Source organism: Lactobacillus sp. IBH004, assembly GCF_026185255.2.
Taxonomy (GTDB): Bacteria; Bacillota; Bacilli; order Lactobacillales; family Lactobacillaceae; genus Lactobacillus; species Lactobacillus melliventris.
The window spans coordinates 693,575-714,820 of the sequence record NZ_CP110217.2 but is presented as its reverse complement, the minus strand read 5'-3'; the positions used below and the strand labels follow the sequence as shown (position 1 = coordinate 714,820).

The window sequence follows — 21,246 nt, the reverse complement described above, 5'->3', positions numbered from 1 at the left end:
CGCTATCTGTAAAAATAAAAAAAGAATTCATTTAAGCTGAATTCTTTTTGTAATCCTTATATTTTCCGATCATTTAAATCTTGCAAATAATTGTATGCCTGTTGGCCAGCAATACTGCCGTCACCAACTGCATTAGCAATTTGGCGTAAGTCTTTTGCCCTTACATCACCCAGGGCAAAAATACCATCAACCTTAGTTCTCATATGCTCATCTGTTGGAATCCAACCATTCTCATCAGTTACACCCAAATCTTTAAAAGGAGCAGTTTGAGGAATAACGCCAACGTAGATAAAAACACCGCGAGTCTTTAAGTGTTTTTCTTCACCGGTCTCTTTATCTTTATAGGTAACGCCAGTCACCTTATTGCCGTCACCATCAATAGATTGAGTTAAGCCATTCCAAATGAAATGCATTTTAGGATTGGCAAAAGCACGTTTTTGCAGAGTTGGTTGAGCACGTAGTTGATCCCGCCTATGTATAACCGTAACCGACTTAGCACTTTGAGCCAAGTAAATTCCTTCTTCAATAGCTGAATCGCCGCCACCTATAACCGCAATATCTTCATCTTTAAAAAAGGCAGCATCACAAACCGCACAATAAGAAACGCCCTTACCGGAATATTCATCTTCACCAGGAACACCTAAATGACGATGATCCGCTCCGGTAGCAATAATTAAAGCAGGTGCACTGTACTCGCCAGTATCTGTTTTAACTATTTTTAGGTCACCATCGGTGGTTACTGTTTGAACATCCCCATATTCAAATTTGGCACCAAACTTCATAACAGAATTGTACATTTTTTCGCCCAACTCTGGTCCTTTAATTTCACTAAAGCCGGGATAGTTATCAATTGCATCGGTGTTATTCATTTGCCCACCATACAAACCACGATCAAGCATTAACACTGAAAGGTTTGCACGAGAAGCATAAAGAGCAGCAGTTAAGCCGCCAGGTCCTGCTCCGATAATGATTACGTCATATTTTTCCGTCATAGTTTTACCCCCAGTACTTTCTTATTTTTCGTAAGTAAATATTACAACGATTTGCATGTTAAAGTCTAATCTCCTGTTTAGGACTTCTACCCATCATCTGGGTAATTTCATCATCTACATTAGAATTTTGGTATAAAACGCGGTAGATAGCTTCACTAATTGGCATATCAATATGCTTTTCTGCGCATAATTCGTGCACAGCCTTTACTGTTGTGGCACCTTCAACAACCTGACCCATATTTTGCAAGACATAGTCAAGACTCTTGCCCTCACCTAATTGCTTACCACAGCGCCAATTACGAGAATTGACTGATGTACAAGTAACAATTAAATCACCTATTCCTGCAAGACCACTAAAAGTCATTGGGTCGGCACCAAAATAATTAACTCCTAGGCGTGTAATCTCTGCTAAGCCTCGGGTCATTAAAGCCGCCTTAGCATCGTCACCATAGTGCTTACCAACTAAAATCCCAGCCGCGATTGCAATAACATTTTTAACCGCACCAGCTACTTCAACACCAATCAGGTCGCTATTGGTATATAAACGGAAATAGTCATTTGAAAATAACCGCTGCACTTTTTGTGCATTTTCCATGCTGCTTGAAGCACATGAAATGGCAGTCAAATCTTTTTGAGCAACACTTTCAGCATGGCTAGGTCCTGAAATAGCTACAATTTTATCCTCATCATCCGGATAGATTTCTTCAGTTAAAATTTCCGATATCAGTTTTTTGGAACCCGGTTCAATACCTTTCGTAGCAGTGACTATAAGCGGCTTTGAATTAGTTTGTCTTAAAATTTTACTTACATTCTGAGCAACACTGCGAATAGCTTGAGTAGGTAAAACAAATAATACAATTTCGGCTTCCGTTAAAGCTTCATTTAAGTCACCTGTCGCAACAGCCGTTTTATTTACCTGCCAGTTTTTCATGTAGTGCTCATTGGTATGATTCTGGTTAATTTCGTCATTAACTTTTTCGTTATTACCATACAGAACGATATTATATCCTTTATCAGCAAGCATTGATCCTAAAACCGTACCCCATGAACCTGCTCCTAAAACTGCAATTTTTGTCATTTTTTACTCTCTTTCACTAAAATAATTATTAATCTCGACTATAAGGGTATTTCAAGCCACTGCCGTCTAAATACCATTTGGGTTTAACAATTCGCCTGCGATAAATAAATAATACTATAACCACTATCAGCAATATTACACTAAGCATTTGCGAAACCCGAATAGATCCCCAAAGGTAAAGACTATCTGTCCGCATGCCTTCTACGAAAAAACGTACGACAGAATACCATGCCAAATAGAGCATAAATATTTCGCCTTGTTTAAACAGATGCTTTCTGTGTCTTAATAACAATATTATCAGTAAACCAATCAAATTAAAAAAAGATTCATATAGAAAAGTTGGCTGATAGTATACTCCACCGATTTTCATCTGATTAATAATAAAATCAGGTAAGTGTAAGCTTTGTAAAAACGCCAAGGTTGTGGGCCCACCATGAGCTTCTTGATTAATAAAATTACCCCAGCGGCCTAATATTTGAGCAGCCATTACTCCTGGCGTAATGATGTCCAGCATCAGAAATGGTGGCAACATTCTCTTATAACAAAATACCAGTAAAACTGCCAATCCGGCCAGTAAGCCGCCATAGATAGCTATGCCACCATTCCAAATAGCAATTATCTCGTCAAGATGCTGAGAATAATAATTCCATTCAAAAATAACATAGTAAATGCGTGCACCCACATATCCAAGAGGAACAGCCCATAACAGCAAATCCATGAAGTCATCACTTTCAATTTGACGTTTACGTCCTTCAAAAATTGCCATTGAGACAGCTAAAATAATTGCGACAGCCATAATAATGCCATACCACTTGACACTTAGGTTTCCTAATTTAAATGCTACAGGATTGATGGTCAATATCATTTATTCTTATCCTTTGCTGTGTCTGCTTGAGAGTTTTTCTTAATTAATTTCGTTAAATTACTGTCAAAAGTTTTGGTAGCATTATAGCCGCTTCTCTTGGCGCGGAAATTCATAGTTGCAATTTCAATAATATCTTCCATGTTACGACCGACTTTAACAGGAATAGTGATTTGGGGAACTTCAACATTACAAATATCTCGTTTGCTTTCCTCAAAACCTAAACGATCATAATTAGCTTTCTTATCCCAATTGACAAGTTTGATAACCAGCTGGATGCTTTCACGGTTTTTAACAGCTCCAACACCGAACAGATCCATAACATCAATGATACCAATACCACGAATTTCCATTAGGTGTTTTAATATTTCCGGAGCTTCACCCATCACGGTTTCCACATCTTTTTGATAAACATCAACTCGATCATCAGCTATTAAACGGTGACCACGATGAATTAAGCCTAAAGCAGTTTCAGATTTCCCAACACCTGAATCACCAGTCAGTAACACGCCCATACCTTTAACTTCAACTAAGACGCCGTGAATCGTATCACGGACAGCTAGTCGCTCTCTTAAATATTCCGTCAAAATACTGGAAACATAGGTAGTTGACTCTGGTGAAGAAAGAATAGGAATCTCCGCCTCATCAGCAGCTTGAGCTAGTTCCGGTGGTATTCGCAGAGAACGCGATACAAAAAAGCAGGGCGTATCAGGGGTACAAAGTTTTTTAAAAACCTGCACTAAACTATCGTGGTCTAGTCTAGCGGCATAAGAAATTTCTGTACGCCCAAGTAACTGAATACGCTGGCGGGGGTAAAAGTCAAAGTAGCCTGTTAACTCCAGTCCTGGTCTATAAATATCAGATACAACAATCTCCTTATTATTGATATATTGTTTTCCCTGCACAACATGAACAATTTTATTATCACGAATTAAATTTCTTAATTTAACAGCGTTTGTCATTTCAAAATGCCCCTTTATTATTTGTCGACATCTTTGGTTTTAGCATCGCGTACTTTTTTCCGTTTTGGTTTAGTTTGATTATTTTCATTCCAATTGTCCCAGCTATAAGAACCAGAATTAAGATCAGAGTGTCCAGCATTATTATCATCATTTTTGGTAAAATGATTGATTAACCAGATAATACCAATAATTACTAAGGCTGCCGGTAATATCATGAAAAAGATGTGAAATATGGCAAAAATAATACTTAAAATAACAACTGCCAATAATACTAAACCAACAATTCCCCAAAAACTCATCTAATCACCTACTCTGGATTTTCCTGGCTCAAAAGCCATTGTAAATATGCATAAACAAACGGTTGCAGCTTGCCATCCATTACACCACTTGTATCGGAAGTTTCATAGCCTGTGCGCAGATCTTTAACCAAATTATAAGGATGAAAAACATAAGATCTAATTTGTGAGCCCCAACCAATTTCTTTTTGGTCACCTTTAAGCTCCTGCTTGTGCTTACGTTTCTTTTCTTCTTCCAAATGAAATAATTTTGCTCGCAGTTCATTCATTGCGGTTTCCCGATTCTGCAACTGTGAACGCTGCGCCTGAGACGTAGTTACGATTCCTGTCGGTAAATGAGTGATTCTGACAGCGCTTGATGTTTTATTAATATGCTGACCGCCTGCACCACTCGACCGGTAAACATCAACACGGAGATCTTTAGGATCGATATCCACCTTTATACTCTCATCAATTTCCGGAATAACTTCAACCGAAGCAAAAGATGTATGTCTCCTCTTGGCCGAATCGAAGGGAGAAATTCTCACCAAGCGATGAACACCATTTTCCGATTTCATCAGGCCGTAGGCATTTTTACCAGTAATCTTGGCACTAACGCTTTTAAGACCAGCTTCTTCTCCAGGTTCATAATTACTAATTTCAAATTTAAAGCCGCGAATATCGGCATATCTCTGGTACATCCGCAAGAGCATTTGGCCCCAGTCCATCGCTTCAGTGCCACCTGCTCCCGGATGAATTTCAATCAGCGCATTGTGATCATCATATTTGCCAGATAAGAGTAAATCTAGCTCATAATCATGAAACTCAGTTTGCAATTTTTGCAGATCGGTTTCAACTTCTTTTTGTAAATCTTGATCTGCTTCTTCACGCAGTAATTCTAGTGCTGTTATTTCATTTTGATAATCCTTTTCCAATTTAACAAAAGAATCACGTTTTTCTTTCAACACATTTGTTTCACTAATCAAAGTTTGTGCTTTTTCCTGATCATCCCAAAAAGTCGGCTCTTGCATCTTATTTTCATTAACAATGATACTTTCGTTTATTGAATCTAAGTCAAAGAGACCCCCTAAAGTGGTCTAACCGCTTTTTCAAACTATCCAATTTATTTTGAATGTCACTTATTTCCATATTTTACAATAGCTCCTTTATTTTTAATAAAATTTCAGTAAAAAAGAGAAAGCAGCTGCTTTCTCCTCCCATCTTAACTATTAACGACTAAGATTTTGTCTAATTTCAGCTTTCATAAATAAACGAGTCACGTCAAATTCAATATTTGATACCATTTCTTCAAACATGTTGTAGCCAGAATCCTGGTATTCTACCAGCGGATTAAGTTGACCGTAGCCACGTAAACTGATTGATTGCCGTAATTGGTCCATAGCATCTATATGATCAGTCCAGCGATCGTCAACTACCCGCAAGATAACTACTTTTTCAAATTCAAGCATTTCTGAAGGATCAGCCAAAATCGCTTCTTTTTCTTCATAGTTGGCTTCAACGATATCATACAGCTTTTGCTTTAAGTCAGGAACCGTAATTGTCTTGAAGTCAATTGCATCAGTTTCTTCTTCGTTCGTCAAACTTGAAGAAATGAAGTCACGCAGTGAATCAAGCCGCCATTTACTACGATCACCCTGTGTAAACATATCAACTTGACTATTAATAGTACGACGAATCATTGGGATTAAAACATCCTTAAGTGACTTTTCTTCACCAATAACCTGCATCCGTTCACCATAAATAATCTCACGTTGAATACGCATAACATCATCATACTGCAATGTTTGCTTACGGGTATCATAGTTATTACCTTCAACACGTTTTTGAGCAGACTCAACTTGTCTAGTGATCAAGCGACTCTCAATTACCTTGTCATCATCATTGTCAGACAAACGGTCAAGGAAGTCTTTGACTCTATCGCCACCAAAGCGTTTCATCAAATCATCTTCAAGTGAGAGATAGAAACGAGTAACACCAGGGTCACCTTGACGACCTGAACGTCCACGGAGTTGGTTATCAATTCTACGAGACTCATGACGTTCAGTACCTATAACAGAAAGGCCACCTAGTTCTTTCACACCTGGCCCTAATTTAATGTCGGTACCACGGCCAGCCATGTTGGTCGCAATAGTGACCGCACCGCGTTGACCGGCGTTCATGATAATCTGAGCTTCCTTAGCATGGTTTTTAGCATTCAAAACGGCGTGAGGAATTCCTTCTTTGTCGAGTAACTTACTCAGTCTTTCAGAACTTTCAACCGCAACGGTACCAACTAATACCGGTTGACCTTTTGAGTGCCGTTCTTTAATTTCATTAACAACTGCCGCAAACTTGGATGACAAAGTAGGATAAAGAATATCCGGATTATCTATCCTGATCAAAGGACGGTTAGTCGGGATAGTAATTACCTGCATGTTGTAAATTTCACGGAATTCTTCTTCTTCAGTTTTAGCAGTACCTGTCATACCGGCAAGTTTTTTATACATTCTAAAGAAGTTCTGGTAAGTAATTGTCGCCTGCGTCTTGGATTCTTCTTGAATCTTAACGCCTTCTTTAGCTTCAATAGCCTGGTGCAGGCCATCAGAATAGCGCCGTCCCTGCATAACACGACCAGTGAAAGAATCAACGATCAGGACTTCACCGTTTTGCACAACATAATCGATGTCTTTAAGCATAATGTAATTTGCTCTTAAAGCCTGATCAAGGTGATGCACTAATTTCTGATTTTCAACGTCATACAAGTTTTTAAGGCCAAAATGATCACAAGCTTTTTGAATACCAGTTCTAGTTAAAGAAATAGTCTTAGTTGGCCAGTCAATTTTGTAATCACCATAGTCCTTATCATCATCCGCATCATCATCACTTTTGTCTTCTTTAAGAGTTTTAACAAAGCGGTCAGCACGAATATAGTCACCATTAGCTTGTTCTGCTTCGCCAGAAATAATTAATGGAGTTCTGGCCTCATCAATTAAAATTGAGTCAACCTCATCGATAATAGCATAGTTAAGTTCACGTTGAACCATTTGCTCCTTGTAAACGACCATATTATCACGTAGATAATCAAAGCCTAGTTCTGAGTTAGTGGAATAAGTAACATCACAATTATATGCTTCACGCTTTTCATCAGGAGACATAGCATTCAAATTAAGACCAACGGTTAAGCCTAACCATTTGTACAACTGGCCCATTTCTTCGGCATCACGACTGGACAGGTATTCGTTAACGGTAACAACGTGAACGCCTTTTCCTGTTAGTGCATTCAGATAAACAGGCATAGTCGCAGTTAAGGTCTTACCTTCACCAGTCATCATTTCGGCAATGTTACCGTAGTGCAGCGCAATACCACCTAATACTTGAACATGAAATGGGTATAGGCCTAAAACTCTTTTAGCTCCTTCACGAGAAACTGCAAAAGCTTCCGGCAAGAGCGAATCTAAGCTTTCACCATTTTTCAATCTATCACGAAATTCAGGTGTTTTTGCCAGTAATTCTTCGTCTGAAAGCCGACTGTATTCGTCTGCATGACTTTCAACTTTATCTGCAATTTTTTCAAATTTTTTCAGTTCTCTTTTATCGTTATTGTATAGTTTCTTTAAAATGTTTACCATTTAATCGATCCTTATATGTAGTTAAAGTATAAAAACACATTATAATTTTACCATGATTAGCGCTAAATGAAAAATAAACAAAACAAAGACCTCACACTAAATGTGGGGCCCTTACTTAATAATATTATTACTATTTGGTCTCAATCAAACCATAACGGCCGTCATTTCTGCGATAGACAACACTTGTACCGCTGGTTTCACCATCTTGAAAAACAAAGAAATCATGCTCTAGCATATTCATTTGCAAGATTGCTTCTTCAGGACTCATTGGTTTCAACCCAATTTGTTTATTACGAACAATTGTAAATTCATTACTTTCTTTGTCTTTCGAATCTTCCTCCGCACTTTCAACGAAGAAATCATTAATGCCTTTTTCACGGCTCTTACGATTTACACGTGTCTTATATTTTCTGATTTGTCTTTCCAATTTTTCAGAAACAAAATCAATACTGCGATACATATCGTCAGTTGTTTCTTCAGCTCTCAATACTAAGTATGGTAGTGGTATAGTTACCTCGACTTTAGCCTTGTGATCACGATACACCTTTAAATTAACATGAGCAATCATATCTTGATTTAAATCGAAATATTTTTCTAATTTTTTAAGGCGCTTTTCTACGTAACTTCTTAAAGCATCCGTTACCTCGATATTTTCACCACGAACATTATACTTTAACATATGAGATTCTCCTTTCAACTGCTAGAGGCAGTCTTATGTTATCTATATTATAGCAAAATTATAACAAAACATGAAAGCGCTGAACAATTTTGTTTTATCTACATAAGGTAAAACTACTGATTTTCGCATTAGGGAAAATTTTTGCCAGCGCATCTCGAGCATGATAAAGCGTTCTGCCAGTAGTGTATATGTCATCCAGCAAGAGGACAGTGCATTTTTGAAAATTAATCGTAAAGTTTTCCTTAACAAAAAAGCTTTGCTCACTAGTTAATCTTTCAGCACGATTTTTCTCTCCTTGGGCTCCTAGTCCTGCTTTCTTACCCAGCATGTTTGTTAAAGGAACAAGACTACCGTACAGTGCAGTGATTGTATCGAATTGTCTTTTAGCGATGTGCTCAGGAGAAGTTGGAACTGGAACATAAACATCAGCTTTAAATTCAGATAGTTCTTCAACACACAATTCTTGCAGTGCAGCGTATAAAATGTAGTCACCATAGCGCTTATAGTTAACCATTAAATCATGAAATGCTCTGTTATATAAATACACAGAGTGATTAATTAACAACTTTTCGCCGTATATTTTTTGCCAATTCACACAGTCTGAACAAATCTGATTTTGCTTCGAACTGCCTGAGCATATTGGGCAATGCTTTTCAGGTACATGAATGAACTTTTTTAAACAGTGGTCACAAATACTTTTTCGATCCTTTTGGTGCAAGGAAAATAAATTTAAAAATGACATTTTTGAAATAAAATATTGTCCACATAATAGGCATTTTTTCATTTATTCATCTCACGAATTTGTTTCATAGCATTACGCAGACTTGAAGTATATTTTTGGTAGCAAAATAATATTAAACCTGTTGGATCAGTCCTAGAGCGACCAACTCTACCCGCAATTTGGACCAAACTAGAAGTATTATAAATTTTATCATCTGCTTGAACTACAATCACCCAAACATGATTAAAAGTTACACCACGTTCCAAAATAGTAGTGGTAACAAGCAATTGTATTTGTCCACGCCTGAAATTATCAACTTTTGCAATTCTCTGTACATCATTAGCATGTACACCCTCTATTGTTATTTGCTTAAATTCAGGCTCATTTCTAAGTGCGCTAACATATGGCTTAATCAAATCAATTCTGGGCAAAAATAAAAGTAGTGGATGCTTAGCCTTAATTACTTTGCTAATTTCTTGCACAAGTCTTGGATTAATTCGTTTACCTTCTAAAAATTGACGTAAAAACAGTTTTTCTTTTGGTACAGGCAAGGAATAGCCATGAAAACGTCTATTTAACTTTAATTGCTGAATTTGGCCCTTTTTAACCAGTTTTAATAAATCTTTTGTAGGTGTTGCTGTCAGATAGACCATCTGGCCATTATTCTTAAGCGCATTTTTCGAAGCAAAATTAAGCTCAGGGTTCTGCACATATGGAAAAGAATCAGCTTCATCAATGATCAATAGATCAAAAGCACGGAAAAATTTTAATAATTGATGGGTGGTACAGATGGTTAATTGCTCTAAGCCTGGCTCTTGGTATTCATGCCCATGATATTTACCAATTTTGATTTCAGTGAATGCCACTTGCAAGCGGGGAAATAATTCATTAACTACATCGATTCTTGGTGCGGCTATGCAGCACCGCTTCCCTTCCGCTAAACAGTGCGCAATCAAAGGAAACATCATCTCAGTTTTACCAGCACCGGTTACTGCATGAATTAAAGTATTTTGCTTATTCATATAGTTCTGAACCAAATCCTGAGCAATTTTTTCTTGTTGAGTTGTTAATTTACCATTCCAAGTTAAGCCACCGTTTTTTGTGCGCGGGAAATTTACTTTCTCTTCATTACGAATAAGATAATCGCCTTCAACCACTCTTCCTAAACCGATACATTCGCGACAATATCTTTTGCCATTCGGCAATTTAGCCCAAACTTTAGCATTGCAGCGTGAACACCGATCGTTGATAACAGCCTTGATTTTTGTTATACCTTTCTTTGTGCTAAAATCCAGTTGACTACTAAGCCATTGACGACCAGCAAGATGAGAAATATTTTCCATTTTGTCCTCCAATGATAAATACGCAAAAAAGGGCTGATTTTTTTGAACGAAAACGAAAAAGAAGATTATTTAACCATTAAGGAAAACGGTGACCACGAATTAATAATTAAAAAAAGTCGCTTTATTGCCACTGTTATAAGAACTTTAACCGTTAAAGAGGCCGAAAAAGCAATTAATGCTGTTACCCAAAAATACCGTGATGCTACCCATAACACTTTTGCTTACACTATTGGATTAAACGACGAGCATGTTAAAGCAAGCGATAATGGTGAACCATCCGGAACCGCAGGTGTCCCGGAGTTAAAGGCACTTCAATTAATGAATCTTAAAAACGTTACCGTGGTAGTAACGCGCTATTTTGGTGGGATAAAACTGGGAGCTGGCGGTTTAATCCGTGCATATTCCAACAGTGTCACTAAGGCTGTTGAAGCTATTGGAGTGGTTAAGCGCGTGCAGCAACAGGGCTTGAAATTTCAAGTCGATTATAAAAAATTTGACGAAACTCAGCATTATCTTAATCAAAAAAAGATTTTCATTGATAATATCGACTATGAAGCGAAAGTCACAATTTCCATTTTTATTGATGAAAACAAATTAAAGCAGCTTGAAAATGACTTAATCAATATTTTGGCGGGCAAAGTAGAATTTGAACTTCTTCCCCAAAGATATAATGAAGTTCCTGTCACTCAACACAACTATCATGAGCAGTAAAAAAACTCACATGTGAAATGTGAGTCAAGTTTAAAATTTATTCTTTTTTCTTCTTTTTTAATTGCTCAGGTTTATCCTGTCCCAGATGCCATACCTCAACTGTTGGATCTTTTTTACTGCGTGAATTAATTAATTTTTGGGTTAAATTCAGCAGAGGCTTATATTTTTCACCTAAAAGCCCAATGGACTCTACGAAAAATTCAAGTGCAACTGCCAGACCAGCAATTAAGACCCACATGCCCCACATTGGTGACAATAAAAATAACAGGGAAATAAAAGAAAAGACCAGTGATATTGCATAAATGCTTAAAACCGTTTGTCTGTGGGTCAAGCCCATTCTCATTAGTTGATGATGCAAATGGTGCTTATCAGCTTGGGAAACGGGTCGATTATTAAGTTTGCGCCGAATCATAGCATAAAGCGTATCAGTAATCGGCACACCTAGAATAGTGACTGGTACAAGCAATGAAATGAAAGTTACGTTCTTCAAGCCTTTTAGAGAAAATACGGCAATCATAAATCCGATGTATAACGCACCGGTATCGCCTAAAAATATTTTAGCCGGGTGAAAGTTATATGGTAAAAAGCCCAGTAAACAAGCTGCCAGCATAAAACAGCCGATCGGAATATAGAGTTGACCGGTGTGCAAAAAGAAATAGCCGACAATTCCCATCGTTATGAGGGAAATCATAGAGACACCATCAGCCAATCCGTCAAGCCCATCAATTAAATCAACTGCATTAGTCAAAGCTAAGATCCAAAAAATGGTAATTGGCAGACTCCACCATCCCAGATTTATTTGTTTATTCAAAAATGGCAGGTTGAGAACATTCATTTTAATACCGGCAAGAAAATAAATTACTAAAGCGCCAATAAAAATACCCAGCATTTTTTGTCTTGGTTTCAGTTCCATAATATCATCGATTATACCAGTCAAGACAATTACACTAGAACCTAAAAGTATACTAAATGCTTCATGAGTTGGAAACTGATCGCGCAGGAGAATAAAAGCTCCTATATTGAAGGTGACAAAAATACCCAACCCCCCTAGGGTTGGCATCGGTTTTTTATTTACTCTTCTTTTATTGGGAATGTCGACAGCACCTAATACAAAAGCTAATCGCCTAATAAAAGGTGTGATCGCAGCCTGTATAATCACTAAAAAGAATAATTCAACAATAATTTTAAACATAGTCGGCTACTTTCATTTAAAGTTGTCTTAATTATACAGGGTAGAGCAAAAATGCACAAATTAGGTTGATTATCATAGATATTTCCAAATAAAAAACTGGATGCAAATGTATCCAGTTTTAATTATATTTAACTCCAAAAACTAATTCTGTGAAGCACCAGAATTAGTATCAGTTTTTACTTGAGCATTCTTTGCAGCACTTTCACCGGCAATTCTGCCAAAAACAATAGCGTTTGTAATGCCCATTCCGCAACCTGGATAGGTCATTCCTCGCCATCCGCCTGTCGTACTACCAGCAGCAAAGAGATTACTAATTTTTCTATCAAAATTATCCAAAACTTCAGCTTTAGTATTGATGCACAATCCTCCAGCCATATCCGGTGTTGATGGCGCAAGTTTAGCGGCATAGTATGGAGCATTAAAAGCAGTTAAATCTTTTTGGCGACCAAATTCCGTATCTTGACCATTGTTTACATCATTATTCCATTTAGCAATTGTTTTCTCTAACACATTAGGGTTTAAATTAATTTGCTCTGCTAATTCCGCGATAGTATCTGCTTTTTTAAAGTAGCCATCTTCTACTTCGCGTTTTAAATGCGGTGAAGGAGCTGGGGCAGAAAAGGCAGCTGGCATTTCATTTGCCATTCCTTCATCGAAAATCAGCCACACGAAACCATGATCTAGGTCAGCAATTTTCTTAGAAGCGTATTCGAAATACATATCTTCTCTAAAGTGTCTTTTAGCATCTGTTCCAACCCAAATATAAGGTTTTGTCCAAGCTGTGCACAAAGGCCCAATACAAACATTATCGCCTGATTGAGTTCCAATAGAATTTGCTATTGGCATCCACATATCTTTTAACTTGGCGCCAATTTCAGCACCCATTGTGATACCATCACCCATTTGCCTAATAGAACCATATGATTCCCCTACAGCAAAATCTGGTGCAAAGCTTTTAAGCATTTCTTTATTGCGTGAAAAACCTGCAGTTGCAATAACAACGCTTTGAGCTTTGTAGTTACCTTTATTAGTATGTACACCAACTACATTATTTTTCTCATCAGTAATTAAGTTCTCAGCTGTAATATTAAAAATAAATTTTGTGCCAACTGCTTTTGCCTTATTGTAAAGTGGCTTTGAAAGACCATAGCCACTTTTTTCGACAGTTAAATGAGACCTTGCTGCCGGAGTCGCATATTCTTTCATTGCTTCTTCATTGCCAATTTCTTGTACTTCTTGGAAATTGACCCCAACTTCTCCAGCAAGCCATTCATAATCTTCAGCAGCATGTTCTACTATTGTTTCACGCATATCCGCATCTTCGTATCCTTGACCGACTGCTTTCAAATAATTATTCCAATTGTCTTTAGAGTCTTTAATACCTTGCGCTTTTTGCAAGCTAGTACCACCACCAGCATTGTAATAACCTCCAGACAGAGTCATATCAGATAGCATATAGCTTGATGTATATTCCAAACATATTACGGAAGCACTTTTTTGCCTTGCTGTAATGGAAGCTGCAAGTCCAGCGGCTCCAGCACCAATTACCAACACGTCAGCATGATCTTCAAATTGCAAATCATCTGGATTGACGTTACGGTAGTCCTTACCATCATCCTTTTTCACTGTATTTCTAAGATCAACTCTTTTATCAAGACCACTGGGATCGCCAGCTTTTGAAACAGCATCTTTGACTGCTTTTTGTACAGCTTGAAAACTAATAGTTGCTCCGGTGACTGCGTCAATATTATATGACTGATGCTCAACAATTAGCTTCGGTGCTTTTTTTAAAGCAGCAGTGCTTATGCCAGAAGTTTCATCTTGTTGATCAATTGTTATATCCGTAATTTTATTGTCTTTGACTTTTACCGAAACCTTGACTTCACCACGATTACCAGAGCCTTTTCCCTGATAAATACCATCTTTTAAATTTGCCATTTCTTATCCTTTCGTTAAAATCTATGCCTGCTTCAAAGCAGATTCTACAGCTTCTTTAAATGCGCGACTTGATGCAGAAGCTCCAGAAACAGCATCTACGTTAGCTGTTTTCTTAGCTAGCATTTCTGTTTTCATTTCCTTAATTGCTTTTTCACCGTAGTCAGGTGATTCGCTTTCTTTTAAAACTTCAATATTGCTTGGACGCTTATCACTGTCAACTGTTACTCGCACTACGATTTCATTGCCCATGCCACTTGAAGATTTACCAATGTATTGATTTTCAGCAGTTGAATAGCTTTCTTCTTTAACATCTGATTCAGGAAATGCAGTATCAGCATTATTTTCACTAACACTGGCACCTGAAACAACTTGATCATCTTTAATTTTGGCGGCATTTTCTCCAGCTATCTTACCAAATATTAAGCAGTCAGCCATGTCACCCCCGCCATTATATTGATTTGCACCTATATGACCAAGTTCACCAGCAGCATATAAGTGTGGCAAAACTTTCTGATCTGTATCTAATACTTCAGCATTTTTATTTCGGCGTGGGCCACCCTGGGTGTTTAACATGGTGTGTTGTTGAGCTAACGAATAAAATGGACCCGTAAGTGAAATTTTGGTCATTGACTCTGGCTTACGTCCACATTGGTAATCAACTCCACGATCAACGAAGAAATTATACGTGTTCAAAGTATTTTCTAAAACTGCCGGATCAACTTTTATTTCTTGAGCTAAGTCAGCGATAGTTTCTGACTTAACCACTTTGCTTAAAGCTTCCTTTTGAAATTCATCATTCTCAGCTGAGAATAGTTCATCGTATTTATTCTGATCAAAAATCATATGAGGATGCACTTGGGCTAAAGGGATTCTCCAAATACCATGATTATAGCGATGACCATGACGGGTTGGATCGTCTTCTGCTACATAACGTGTACCATCATCGCCAACTGTGATCAGTGAACCGGCAAATAATGCTTTCCAGGCCATAATGTTATGAGCTCTTTGGCCTTTGGGAGCAGCTAAATTAACAGTTCCACCTGGTTCATAATTATTCATGTGCCACAAATCTGCACCAACTTCTATAGCCATTTTGATGCCATCGCCATTGTTATAAAGCGTACCGTATGGTAATAAATTAGTTTCACCTAAATAATCCTGCACCATTTGTTCGTTATTTTCAAATCCACCAAGTGCTAAAACTACACCATTTTTTGCATGGACGTTGAACAACTTGCCTTTATTTTTAATCTGTACACCTATTATTGTCTTATCAGTATCCTGAATTAAATGCTTTGCTGGCGTTGAATAAAGCACATCAATCATGTCGCTGCGATCTAAAACATTCTGGCGCAATTTCTTCCAAAGAGCAGCATCGAATATTTGATCATGCACTAACAAGTCATCGTTTGTATCTGCACCTTCAAATTCGGGATATTCAGCACTCATGTATGCCAACATGGCAACATTTTTGTTACCTGGGTTATTTTTAACGCTGAATGCTTTACCACCGAGATACTTTTCGAAGTAATCTGGTAAATTGACCATCCCTTTTACAAAAGTTTCTAGCACCTGCTCATCTAAATCAAGTGGAGCAGTCATTTTTTGATAATACTTTTTTAGCTTTTCATAATCATAACCTGCTTCAACAATCTGTCCACAATATCTGGTATTACCACCTTCATGTCCCTCTGGTGCACTATCTACTAAAAGGACTTTTGCTCCTTTATCTGCTGCGAAACGTGCTGCTGTAGCACCTGCTCCACCAAAACCGATTACCACAACATCATAAGATGCATTCCATGATTCGTTATCTTTTAAAAACATTTTGTTTCCTCCTAATTAAATTACCGCATTTATACTATTAGTTTTTAATATTGCTTGAAGCCTATATTCTTTAACAGTCACTCCTGTCCATTTCTTAAAGGCTTTATAGAACGAAGAAACACTATTAAAGCCAACTAGAAAACTTACTTCTGCAGTATTTAAAGTTCTGTCTTGAAGTAGATTTTGAGCCAAAATTTTCTGCACAATACTTAACTGTTTTTTAAAAGTTGTGCCTTCATTTTGCAGCCATCTTTGTAATGTTCTTGATGAAATACCCAGTTTATTTGCTACGTCTTTTACCTGAAAATTACCTCCGGCTATCAATTTAAACAGAGTGTTTTGTACAACTGCAGAAATGAAGTGCTCCATAATAGTTAGACATTAATCTGACTATTAGGAGCACTTTTTTCATGACTAAATATTCAACTGCTTTGAAAATGGAAATTTGCAGTAAATACTTATCCCACCAAACCTCTTTAGCTAAACTAGAACGCGAATACGGCATTGATCATACCGAGATTAGGGCCTGGGCAGAACGTGCCCGCAAACATGGCTTAGCCGCTTTAAAGGTTACTCACACCCGGCAAACTTATTTGCCTGAATTCAAGCTAAATGTGGTACGCTTTTATCATGAACATCACATGGGAGTACTCCAGGTAGCTGCAGTTTTTAATCTTTCGCGGTCAGTAGTAAGACAATGGCTGGCGGCTTATCAGGCTGCAGGCTACTCTGGGCTGCTCCCAAAATCCAAGGGGAGACCACCAACCATGACTAAAAAGAAGCGTCAGAAGAAGCTTAAACCCACTAAGAAGCTAACCGAAGTAGAACAATTGCGTCGTCAGGTCGCTGAGCTAGAGGCACAAAAAGCCGACTTAGAATTGGATAACTTAATCCTAAAAAAAGTGGCTGCCCGATATCCACGCTCACCAACCGGCAAAAAACCAGAATAGCCGTGGAGATTCGGGCTGAGCGACCTGAGGTGCCGTTAAAGCTTTTGCTTGCCAAGCTGCACCTTAACCGCAAAACTTATTACGACAACCGCAGTCACCGATTGAACCGATTAGATAAATACGCTGCTGTTAAAGGCGTAATCAAGTCTATCTTCTACCAAGAAAGTGATGAGACTTACGGTTATCGACGTATGCATGGTGCACTCTTAGATCAAGGCTTTAGCTATGCGCCCAATACCGTGCGCAAGCTGATGCGGCAGCTGGGACTAAAGACCAGAGTCTACAGCAGGCGCACTGCACGCTACAGTTCTTATGCGGGCCCTGCAGGCGTAATCAAGGAAAACATTTTAAAGCAGCGGTTTAATGAAACCAGACCCTACCACGTCTTACACACGGATATTACCAAATACAATGACTTCAGGCAAAAAGGTTTATATTTCACCGGTCATTGATGAGGCCTCACTGGAAATACTGGCTTGTCAAGTCAGCTATTCGCCTAACATGAGGCTGGTTTATGACATGCTGGCAGAGCTCAAGCAAAAACTGCCTGAAACAGCCCAGCCTATTTTGCATTCAGATCAGGGCTTTCAATACCGCCACAGCGGCTATCAAGCTAAATTAAGGCAAATGAAGATTAAGCAAAGCATGTCGCGCAAGGGCAACTGCCACGATAATGCACCGGGAGAAACCATCTTCAACCTAATGAAACGGGAGAAGCTCAACCGCATTAAGATCAGTTCACTAGCAGAAATGCAGGCAGTACTGCATGATTACGTTTACTGGTTCAACCATATCAGAAGATCAAACAAACTAAAATACACGACTCCGATTAAATATCGGAATCGTGCATTGAGTCTTGCGTAATATTAAAATGTCTAACTTTTTAGTTGCACTTCATAGCTTGGAGGTCTTTCTTAACTTCATCTCTTGCATTTTTAAGTATTTTTGTTATACTTAATTTCAGTTGATGAAGCTAATCTGTGACTGGTCAAAGTTTTGGGATTAGCTTTTTCTTTGCCCTAATTGCTTAAAACAAGCAACTGGGGCATTTTTATTTGCGTTAATATCGTAATCATAGCATAAAAAGCACGCTGAGGTAAATACTTGTTAATTAAATAGATTTTAAACTAAAGCAACGAGGTATACTACAATCACAAGTTTATGTATCCGTTTACATTTGCGTCCGTTGAAACAGACCCGGCATCAAAGAATGAACAAATTTCATCACCTGATACTGCTACAAATGAAAAAAATGATAACACTGAACTTACTGGAGAAGAAGGAACAGTAACAATTAATGGTGTTACCATGACTCAGGCTGAATTACTTGATAAAGTAAATGACATGACAATTTCCTATGAGGATGACAATTTAGACGATATATTCAATAATACTGGCAAAACTGGGTTTATGCCGACGTTTGCTCCAGCTATTGCAGCAGTCGGTTCAATCCCTGGAATTGGCGAAGTTGTGGTAACAGCCGCTGGAGTTATACTCATAGGTGGTATGGTTGTTAAAGCTGGGTCAGCCTTATATAATAAAGCTGTAGAATTATTTAGTCCTCATAGAAGCAATGCAAGACATAGTACACGTGACAAACACACTAAGCCAAGACCCGGTCGTAGTAGTGAAAAGAAAAAAGGAAGTAAAAAATGGCATTCAAGAAAATAAACATATTACCTCAAAAACTCCATAAATATCTAGGCTCTACTAAGTTACTGGAAATTTATTCTAAATCAGTTTCTAGTAATGATACTTTTTTACAAGGATATCTAATAGGTGATATAGAATATTATTTTATTTTTGAAGGTATAGAATTAGATGGCTCTCTTGCCGGTTACACTTTGTATGCCAAATCAGACATAGCTAAAGGTGTTACAAATACAAACTATGAAGCAATAACTAATTCATATGTTAGTCAACAAAAGAGAAATAATGCATATGATCCTTTCAATTTGAGCGCAAGATATAAATCTATAGACAAAACTACAATTAATACTATTCTTACGTATTGTTATAAAAATAATAAAATCGTAATGATTAATAGTGATGAATACGATAACAAAACAAGGGCTGGAAAAGTTATCGATTTAGATAGCGAATATGTAACATTAGATCAAGTTTCATACTATAAAGATTGGGGAGCTGATTTTGAAGTAAAAACCAATAAACCTATAGCCATAAAATCAATTCTCACTTTAGACTTTATTAGCAAAGATAATTATTTATATGAGCAATATTTAAAGCAAAACTAGCTATACCGCCTGCTATTTTACATAATGTACATTATCGGAAGTAGGTAAAAAGCCTGCAGGATTAGGTCTAATTTTAGCTTTAAAAATAAGCTTGTGAATTTTAATCTGTATAGCATATAAAAATCCCGAATTAGTGGGCTTTTTGTTTTCTGATTTTTTTCAATTTCACAATTAGACCAATTAAAAAAAGCGCAAGAAAATCTTACGCTTCCTCTTACAATTTTACTTAAAAATTTTAAGTATTGCTTCAAGTAAATCTTTCAACTTATCAAGTAAGTTTGCCAATTTATCTAAAGCGATTCCCAATTCCCGCAAAGCGGGTGTTAAATCAGTAAGTAATATGCAAGTAAGAGATAATAAAACTACGTATTTTAGCATCACGCCCACCTCCTTTCATGGAAGTTAATCAGACTTCCTGAGATTGCGCACTAAAAAACGTGCATTAACATTTTATCATGTTATAATTATGCATGAGAGATAATAAACTACGATTTTAGTAGTAAAACGTGCATGCGACCTAATCAATCGCAAGGTACAGGGGCAGTCGCAATAGACTGCTTTTTTTGTTTCTTTTTGAAAAAGAAAATCGTGTCCTTGAGGACACGACCAGACGAAAAAACAAGCAAAAGTCGTGAAGACTAATGCTTGTTTTTTCGTCATGAAATTTTGTGCATTACGCAGTTTTGCCAAAATTGAATTAAGCAGAAATTGCGCCAGCTTTTTCTGCTTCGCCCCCTGCGTAAGGGCGTTTGATGTAGTGACTTTTGCGTTAGCATTTGTCACTACATCGAAAACGCTTCTTTTTAGCAAAAGAAGCAAAAAATTAGTAGAATAGGATCAGCTGGAGGTCGCTAAATTATGAACCAAAAAATGACTGTTTCGTTTGCAAAAGGCAACGCCACCGAAACTTCAATTAGACACAATAACCGCTCCCTTGATCCCGATCACTTCGATTACGATAAAGCAGGACACCGTCACATTTTGCCAGAATATACGTCCCTAAACGAGGTGCTAGTTCATCGTGACATTAAAAAAGTTTATCAAGAACAATTTGGCAAAGCCGTTGAACAATACAATGCCAAACAGAAACGTAAAGATCGCCGGATCACCGATTATTATCGCAAAATCAAAAATAGTAAAAATCAAGCGACCCAACGTGAATTTATTGTTCAAGTTGGCAACCAGAATGATTATTTAAAGCAAGATCGTACTACATCTAAAAATTGGCAAACTGCCAAAAAGATTTTGACCGAATTTGAACATGATTTTGAACAGAATAACCCCAATTTACAGGTTTACAATGCGGTCATTCACATGGACGAGCCGGGCTCACCCCACCTACACCTTAATGTTGTCCCTGTGGCGCATTTAAAGAATGCACAGCGAGGAGTAACCGTTAAGCCGAGTTTTGATAAAGCTTTAATTGAAGAGGGGTTTAAACCTGATCCCAAGGACAGTCGGGCGCTTTTTCGTGAATTTCAACATCAACAAGCCGATCGTCTAACTGAACTAGCACGTAAATTTGGCATTGAACGTGAACAAGGCTTAACCAATCAATTAAAAAACGTCCACGAATACAAGCAGGCTATGCGTGCCGTTAACCAAGCCCAAGCCTTAGCTCTACAACAAAAAAATAAAAATGCTGAATTAGCTATCAAATTAACTGATCAAAAAATCATGAGCCAAGAATTGGATCAGCAAATCAAGGATAAACAACAAAAATCGGCTATTTTGAGCCGTGAGAGCCATTTAAAAGTTGAAAATGGGAAACATACTTAAAGACACTAAAACTGCTCTCAAACGTTAATAATGACGCTGACGTTGATTATTAC

The 21,246-nt window shown here is 37.6% G+C and carries 19 protein-coding genes and 1 pseudogene; 5 read left to right on the top strand and 15 right to left on the bottom strand.

Annotated features, from left to right (window positions below):
* Positions 1–56 precede the first annotated feature (56 nt).
* From trxB to LDX54_RS03620, 10 genes are all read right to left on the bottom strand, one after another.
* A complete protein-coding gene (trxB, locus tag LDX54_RS03665) occupies positions 57–992 on the bottom strand; it encodes a thioredoxin-disulfide reductase (RefSeq protein ID WP_046324612.1) in 936 nt (311 codons plus the stop codon).
* A 58-nt stretch (positions 993–1,050) separates the two neighbouring features.
* Positions 1,051–2,070: an NAD(P)H-dependent glycerol-3-phosphate dehydrogenase gene (locus tag LDX54_RS03660; protein WP_046324611.1), complete on the bottom strand. Its 1,020-nt coding sequence runs from the start codon at positions 2,068–2,070 to the stop codon at positions 1,051–1,053.
* 28 nt (positions 2,071–2,098) lie between these two features.
* On the bottom strand, positions 2,099–2,935 hold the full coding sequence (gene lgt / locus LDX54_RS03655) for a prolipoprotein diacylglyceryl transferase (RefSeq protein ID WP_046324610.1): 837 nt from the start codon (positions 2,933–2,935) through the stop codon (positions 2,099–2,101).
* Positions 2,932–3,894 carry an HPr(Ser) kinase/phosphatase gene (hprK, locus tag LDX54_RS03650; RefSeq protein WP_110445862.1) on the bottom strand — a complete coding sequence of 321 codons (963 nt, stop codon included), beginning with the start codon at positions 3,892–3,894 and terminating at the stop codon, positions 2,932–2,934. The genes lgt and hprK overlap by 4 nt, the downstream gene beginning before the upstream one ends.
* 17 nt (positions 3,895–3,911) lie before the next feature.
* Positions 3,912–4,193 (bottom strand): hypothetical protein, encoded by a 282-nt coding sequence (locus tag LDX54_RS03645; protein ID WP_046324608.1) that lies wholly within the window; start codon positions 4,191–4,193, stop codon positions 3,912–3,914.
* 8 nt (positions 4,194–4,201) lie between these two features.
* A protein-coding gene (gene prfB / locus LDX54_RS03640) for a peptide chain release factor 2 (protein ID WP_265666836.1) occupies positions 4,202–5,318 on the bottom strand; the annotation gives its coding sequence in 2 pieces (ribosomal slippage) (positions 4,202–5,245 and positions 5,247–5,318; 1,116 coding nt in all).
* A gap of 80 nt (positions 5,319–5,398) precedes the next feature.
* Positions 5,399–7,798, bottom strand: a complete 2,400-nt coding sequence (gene secA / locus LDX54_RS03635; RefSeq protein ID WP_265666837.1) for a preprotein translocase subunit SecA — start codon at positions 7,796–7,798, stop codon at positions 5,399–5,401.
* Positions 7,799–7,928: 130 nt separating this feature from the next.
* The gene (gene raiA, locus LDX54_RS03630; protein WP_174794308.1) at positions 7,929–8,477 is read right to left on the bottom strand and encodes a ribosome-associated translation inhibitor RaiA; all 549 of its coding nucleotides are present in this window, start codon (positions 8,475–8,477) and stop codon (positions 7,929–7,931) included.
* Between the two features lie 94 nt (positions 8,478–8,571).
* The gene (locus LDX54_RS03625; protein WP_265666838.1) at positions 8,572–9,261 is read right to left on the bottom strand and encodes a ComF family protein; all 690 of its coding nucleotides are present in this window, start codon (positions 9,259–9,261) and stop codon (positions 8,572–8,574) included.
* The gene (locus LDX54_RS03620; RefSeq protein WP_265666839.1) at positions 9,258–10,541 is read right to left on the bottom strand and encodes a DEAD/DEAH box helicase; all 1,284 of its coding nucleotides are present in this window, start codon (positions 10,539–10,541) and stop codon (positions 9,258–9,260) included. Before LDX54_RS03620 ends, LDX54_RS03625 begins: the two co-directional genes overlap by 4 nt.
* A 36-nt stretch (positions 10,542–10,577) precedes the next feature.
* On the opposite strand from LDX54_RS03620, the gene LDX54_RS03615 reads away from it, so the two are divergent.
* Positions 10,578–11,252 carry a YigZ family protein gene (locus LDX54_RS03615; RefSeq protein ID WP_265667658.1) on the top strand — a complete coding sequence of 225 codons (675 nt, stop codon included), beginning with the start codon at positions 10,578–10,580 and terminating at the stop codon, positions 11,250–11,252.
* A gap of 37 nt (positions 11,253–11,289) precedes the next feature.
* Here LDX54_RS03615 and LDX54_RS03610 read toward each other — a convergent pair whose 3' ends face one another.
* From LDX54_RS03610 to LDX54_RS03595, 4 genes are all read right to left on the bottom strand, one after another.
* Positions 11,290–12,444: an MraY family glycosyltransferase gene (locus LDX54_RS03610; protein ID WP_046324601.1), complete on the bottom strand. Its 1,155-nt coding sequence runs from the start codon at positions 12,442–12,444 to the stop codon at positions 11,290–11,292.
* 141 nt (positions 12,445–12,585) lie between these two features.
* On the bottom strand, positions 12,586–14,382 hold the full coding sequence (locus tag LDX54_RS03605) for an FAD-binding protein (RefSeq protein WP_265666840.1): 1,797 nt from the start codon (positions 14,380–14,382) through the stop codon (positions 12,586–12,588).
* A 21-nt stretch (positions 14,383–14,403) separates the two neighbouring features.
* Positions 14,404–16,209, bottom strand: a complete 1,806-nt coding sequence (locus LDX54_RS03600) for an FAD-dependent oxidoreductase (protein WP_265666841.1) — start codon at positions 16,207–16,209, stop codon at positions 14,404–14,406.
* Between the two features lie 15 nt (positions 16,210–16,224).
* The gene (locus LDX54_RS03595) at positions 16,225–16,578 is read right to left on the bottom strand and encodes a helix-turn-helix transcriptional regulator (RefSeq protein WP_265666842.1); all 354 of its coding nucleotides are present in this window, start codon (positions 16,576–16,578) and stop codon (positions 16,225–16,227) included.
* A 41-nt stretch (positions 16,579–16,619) separates the two neighbouring features.
* Between LDX54_RS03595 and LDX54_RS03590 the strand changes: the two are divergent.
* From LDX54_RS03590 to LDX54_RS03580, 3 genes and pseudogenes are all read left to right on the top strand, one after another.
* Positions 16,620–18,023, top strand: a pseudogene (locus LDX54_RS03590) (IS3 family transposase).
* 297 nt (positions 18,024–18,320) lie between these two features.
* Positions 18,321–18,830 (top strand): hypothetical protein, encoded by a 510-nt coding sequence (locus LDX54_RS03585; RefSeq protein ID WP_265666843.1) that lies wholly within the window; start codon positions 18,321–18,323, stop codon positions 18,828–18,830.
* On the top strand, positions 18,812–19,414 hold the full coding sequence (locus LDX54_RS03580) for a hypothetical protein (protein ID WP_198183649.1): 603 nt from the start codon (positions 18,812–18,814) through the stop codon (positions 19,412–19,414). Before LDX54_RS03585 ends, LDX54_RS03580 begins: the two co-directional genes overlap by 19 nt.
* Before the next feature lie 222 nt (positions 19,415–19,636).
* On the opposite strand, the gene LDX54_RS03575 is transcribed toward LDX54_RS03580, so the two are convergent.
* The gene (locus tag LDX54_RS03575) at positions 19,637–19,792 is read right to left on the bottom strand and encodes a hypothetical protein (RefSeq protein ID WP_158592510.1); all 156 of its coding nucleotides are present in this window, start codon (positions 19,790–19,792) and stop codon (positions 19,637–19,639) included.
* Between the two features lie 480 nt (positions 19,793–20,272).
* Here LDX54_RS03575 and LDX54_RS03570 point away from each other — a divergent pair, with 480 nt between their 5' ends.
* Positions 20,273–21,193, top strand: a complete 921-nt coding sequence (locus LDX54_RS03570) for a plasmid recombination protein (protein ID WP_265666844.1) — start codon at positions 20,273–20,275, stop codon at positions 21,191–21,193.
* Positions 21,194–21,246 lie beyond the last annotated feature (53 nt).

Bases quoted from the DNA above. Each gene is read 5' to 3' on its own strand.
- trxB (WP_046324612.1), bottom strand. From the start codon at position 992: ATGACGGAAAAATATGACGTAATCATTATCGGAGCAGGACCTGGCGGC.
- LDX54_RS03660 (WP_046324611.1), bottom strand. From the start codon at position 2,070: ATGACAAAAATTGCAGTTTTAGGAGCAGGTTCATGGGGTACGGTTTTA.
- lgt (WP_046324610.1), bottom strand. From the start codon at position 2,935: ATGATATTGACCATCAATCCTGTAGCATTTAAATTAGGAAACCTAAGT.
- hprK (WP_110445862.1), bottom strand. From the start codon at position 3,894: ATGACAAACGCTGTTAAATTAAGAAATTTAATTCGTGATAATAAAATT.
- LDX54_RS03645 (WP_046324608.1), bottom strand. From the start codon at position 4,193: ATGAGTTTTTGGGGAATTGTTGGTTTAGTATTATTGGCAGTTGTTATT.
- secA (WP_265666837.1), bottom strand. From the start codon at position 7,798: ATGGTAAACATTTTAAAGAAACTATACAATAACGATAAAAGAGAACTG.
- raiA (WP_174794308.1), bottom strand. From the start codon at position 8,477: ATGTTAAAGTATAATGTTCGTGGTGAAAATATCGAGGTAACGGATGCT.
- LDX54_RS03625 (WP_265666838.1), bottom strand. From the start codon at position 9,261: ATGAAAAAATGCCTATTATGTGGACAATATTTTATTTCAAAAATGTCA.
- LDX54_RS03620 (WP_265666839.1), bottom strand. From the start codon at position 10,541: ATGGAAAATATTTCTCATCTTGCTGGTCGTCAATGGCTTAGTAGTCAA.
- LDX54_RS03610 (WP_046324601.1), bottom strand. From the start codon at position 12,444: ATGTTTAAAATTATTGTTGAATTATTCTTTTTAGTGATTATACAGGCT.
- LDX54_RS03605 (WP_265666840.1), bottom strand. From the start codon at position 14,382: ATGGCAAATTTAAAAGATGGTATTTATCAGGGAAAAGGCTCTGGTAAT.
- LDX54_RS03600 (WP_265666841.1), bottom strand. From the start codon at position 16,209: ATGTTTTTAAAAGATAACGAATCATGGAATGCATCTTATGATGTTGTG.
- LDX54_RS03595 (WP_265666842.1), bottom strand. From the start codon at position 16,578: ATGGAGCACTTCATTTCTGCAGTTGTACAAAACACTCTGTTTAAATTG.
- LDX54_RS03585 (WP_265666843.1), top strand. From the start codon at position 18,321: ATGTATCCGTTTACATTTGCGTCCGTTGAAACAGACCCGGCATCAAAG.
- LDX54_RS03580 (WP_198183649.1), top strand. From the start codon at position 18,812: ATGGCATTCAAGAAAATAAACATATTACCTCAAAAACTCCATAAATAT.
- LDX54_RS03575 (WP_158592510.1), bottom strand. From the start codon at position 19,792: ATGCTAAAATACGTAGTTTTATTATCTCTTACTTGCATATTACTTACT.
- LDX54_RS03570 (WP_265666844.1), top strand. From the start codon at position 20,273: ATGAACCAAAAAATGACTGTTTCGTTTGCAAAAGGCAACGCCACCGAA.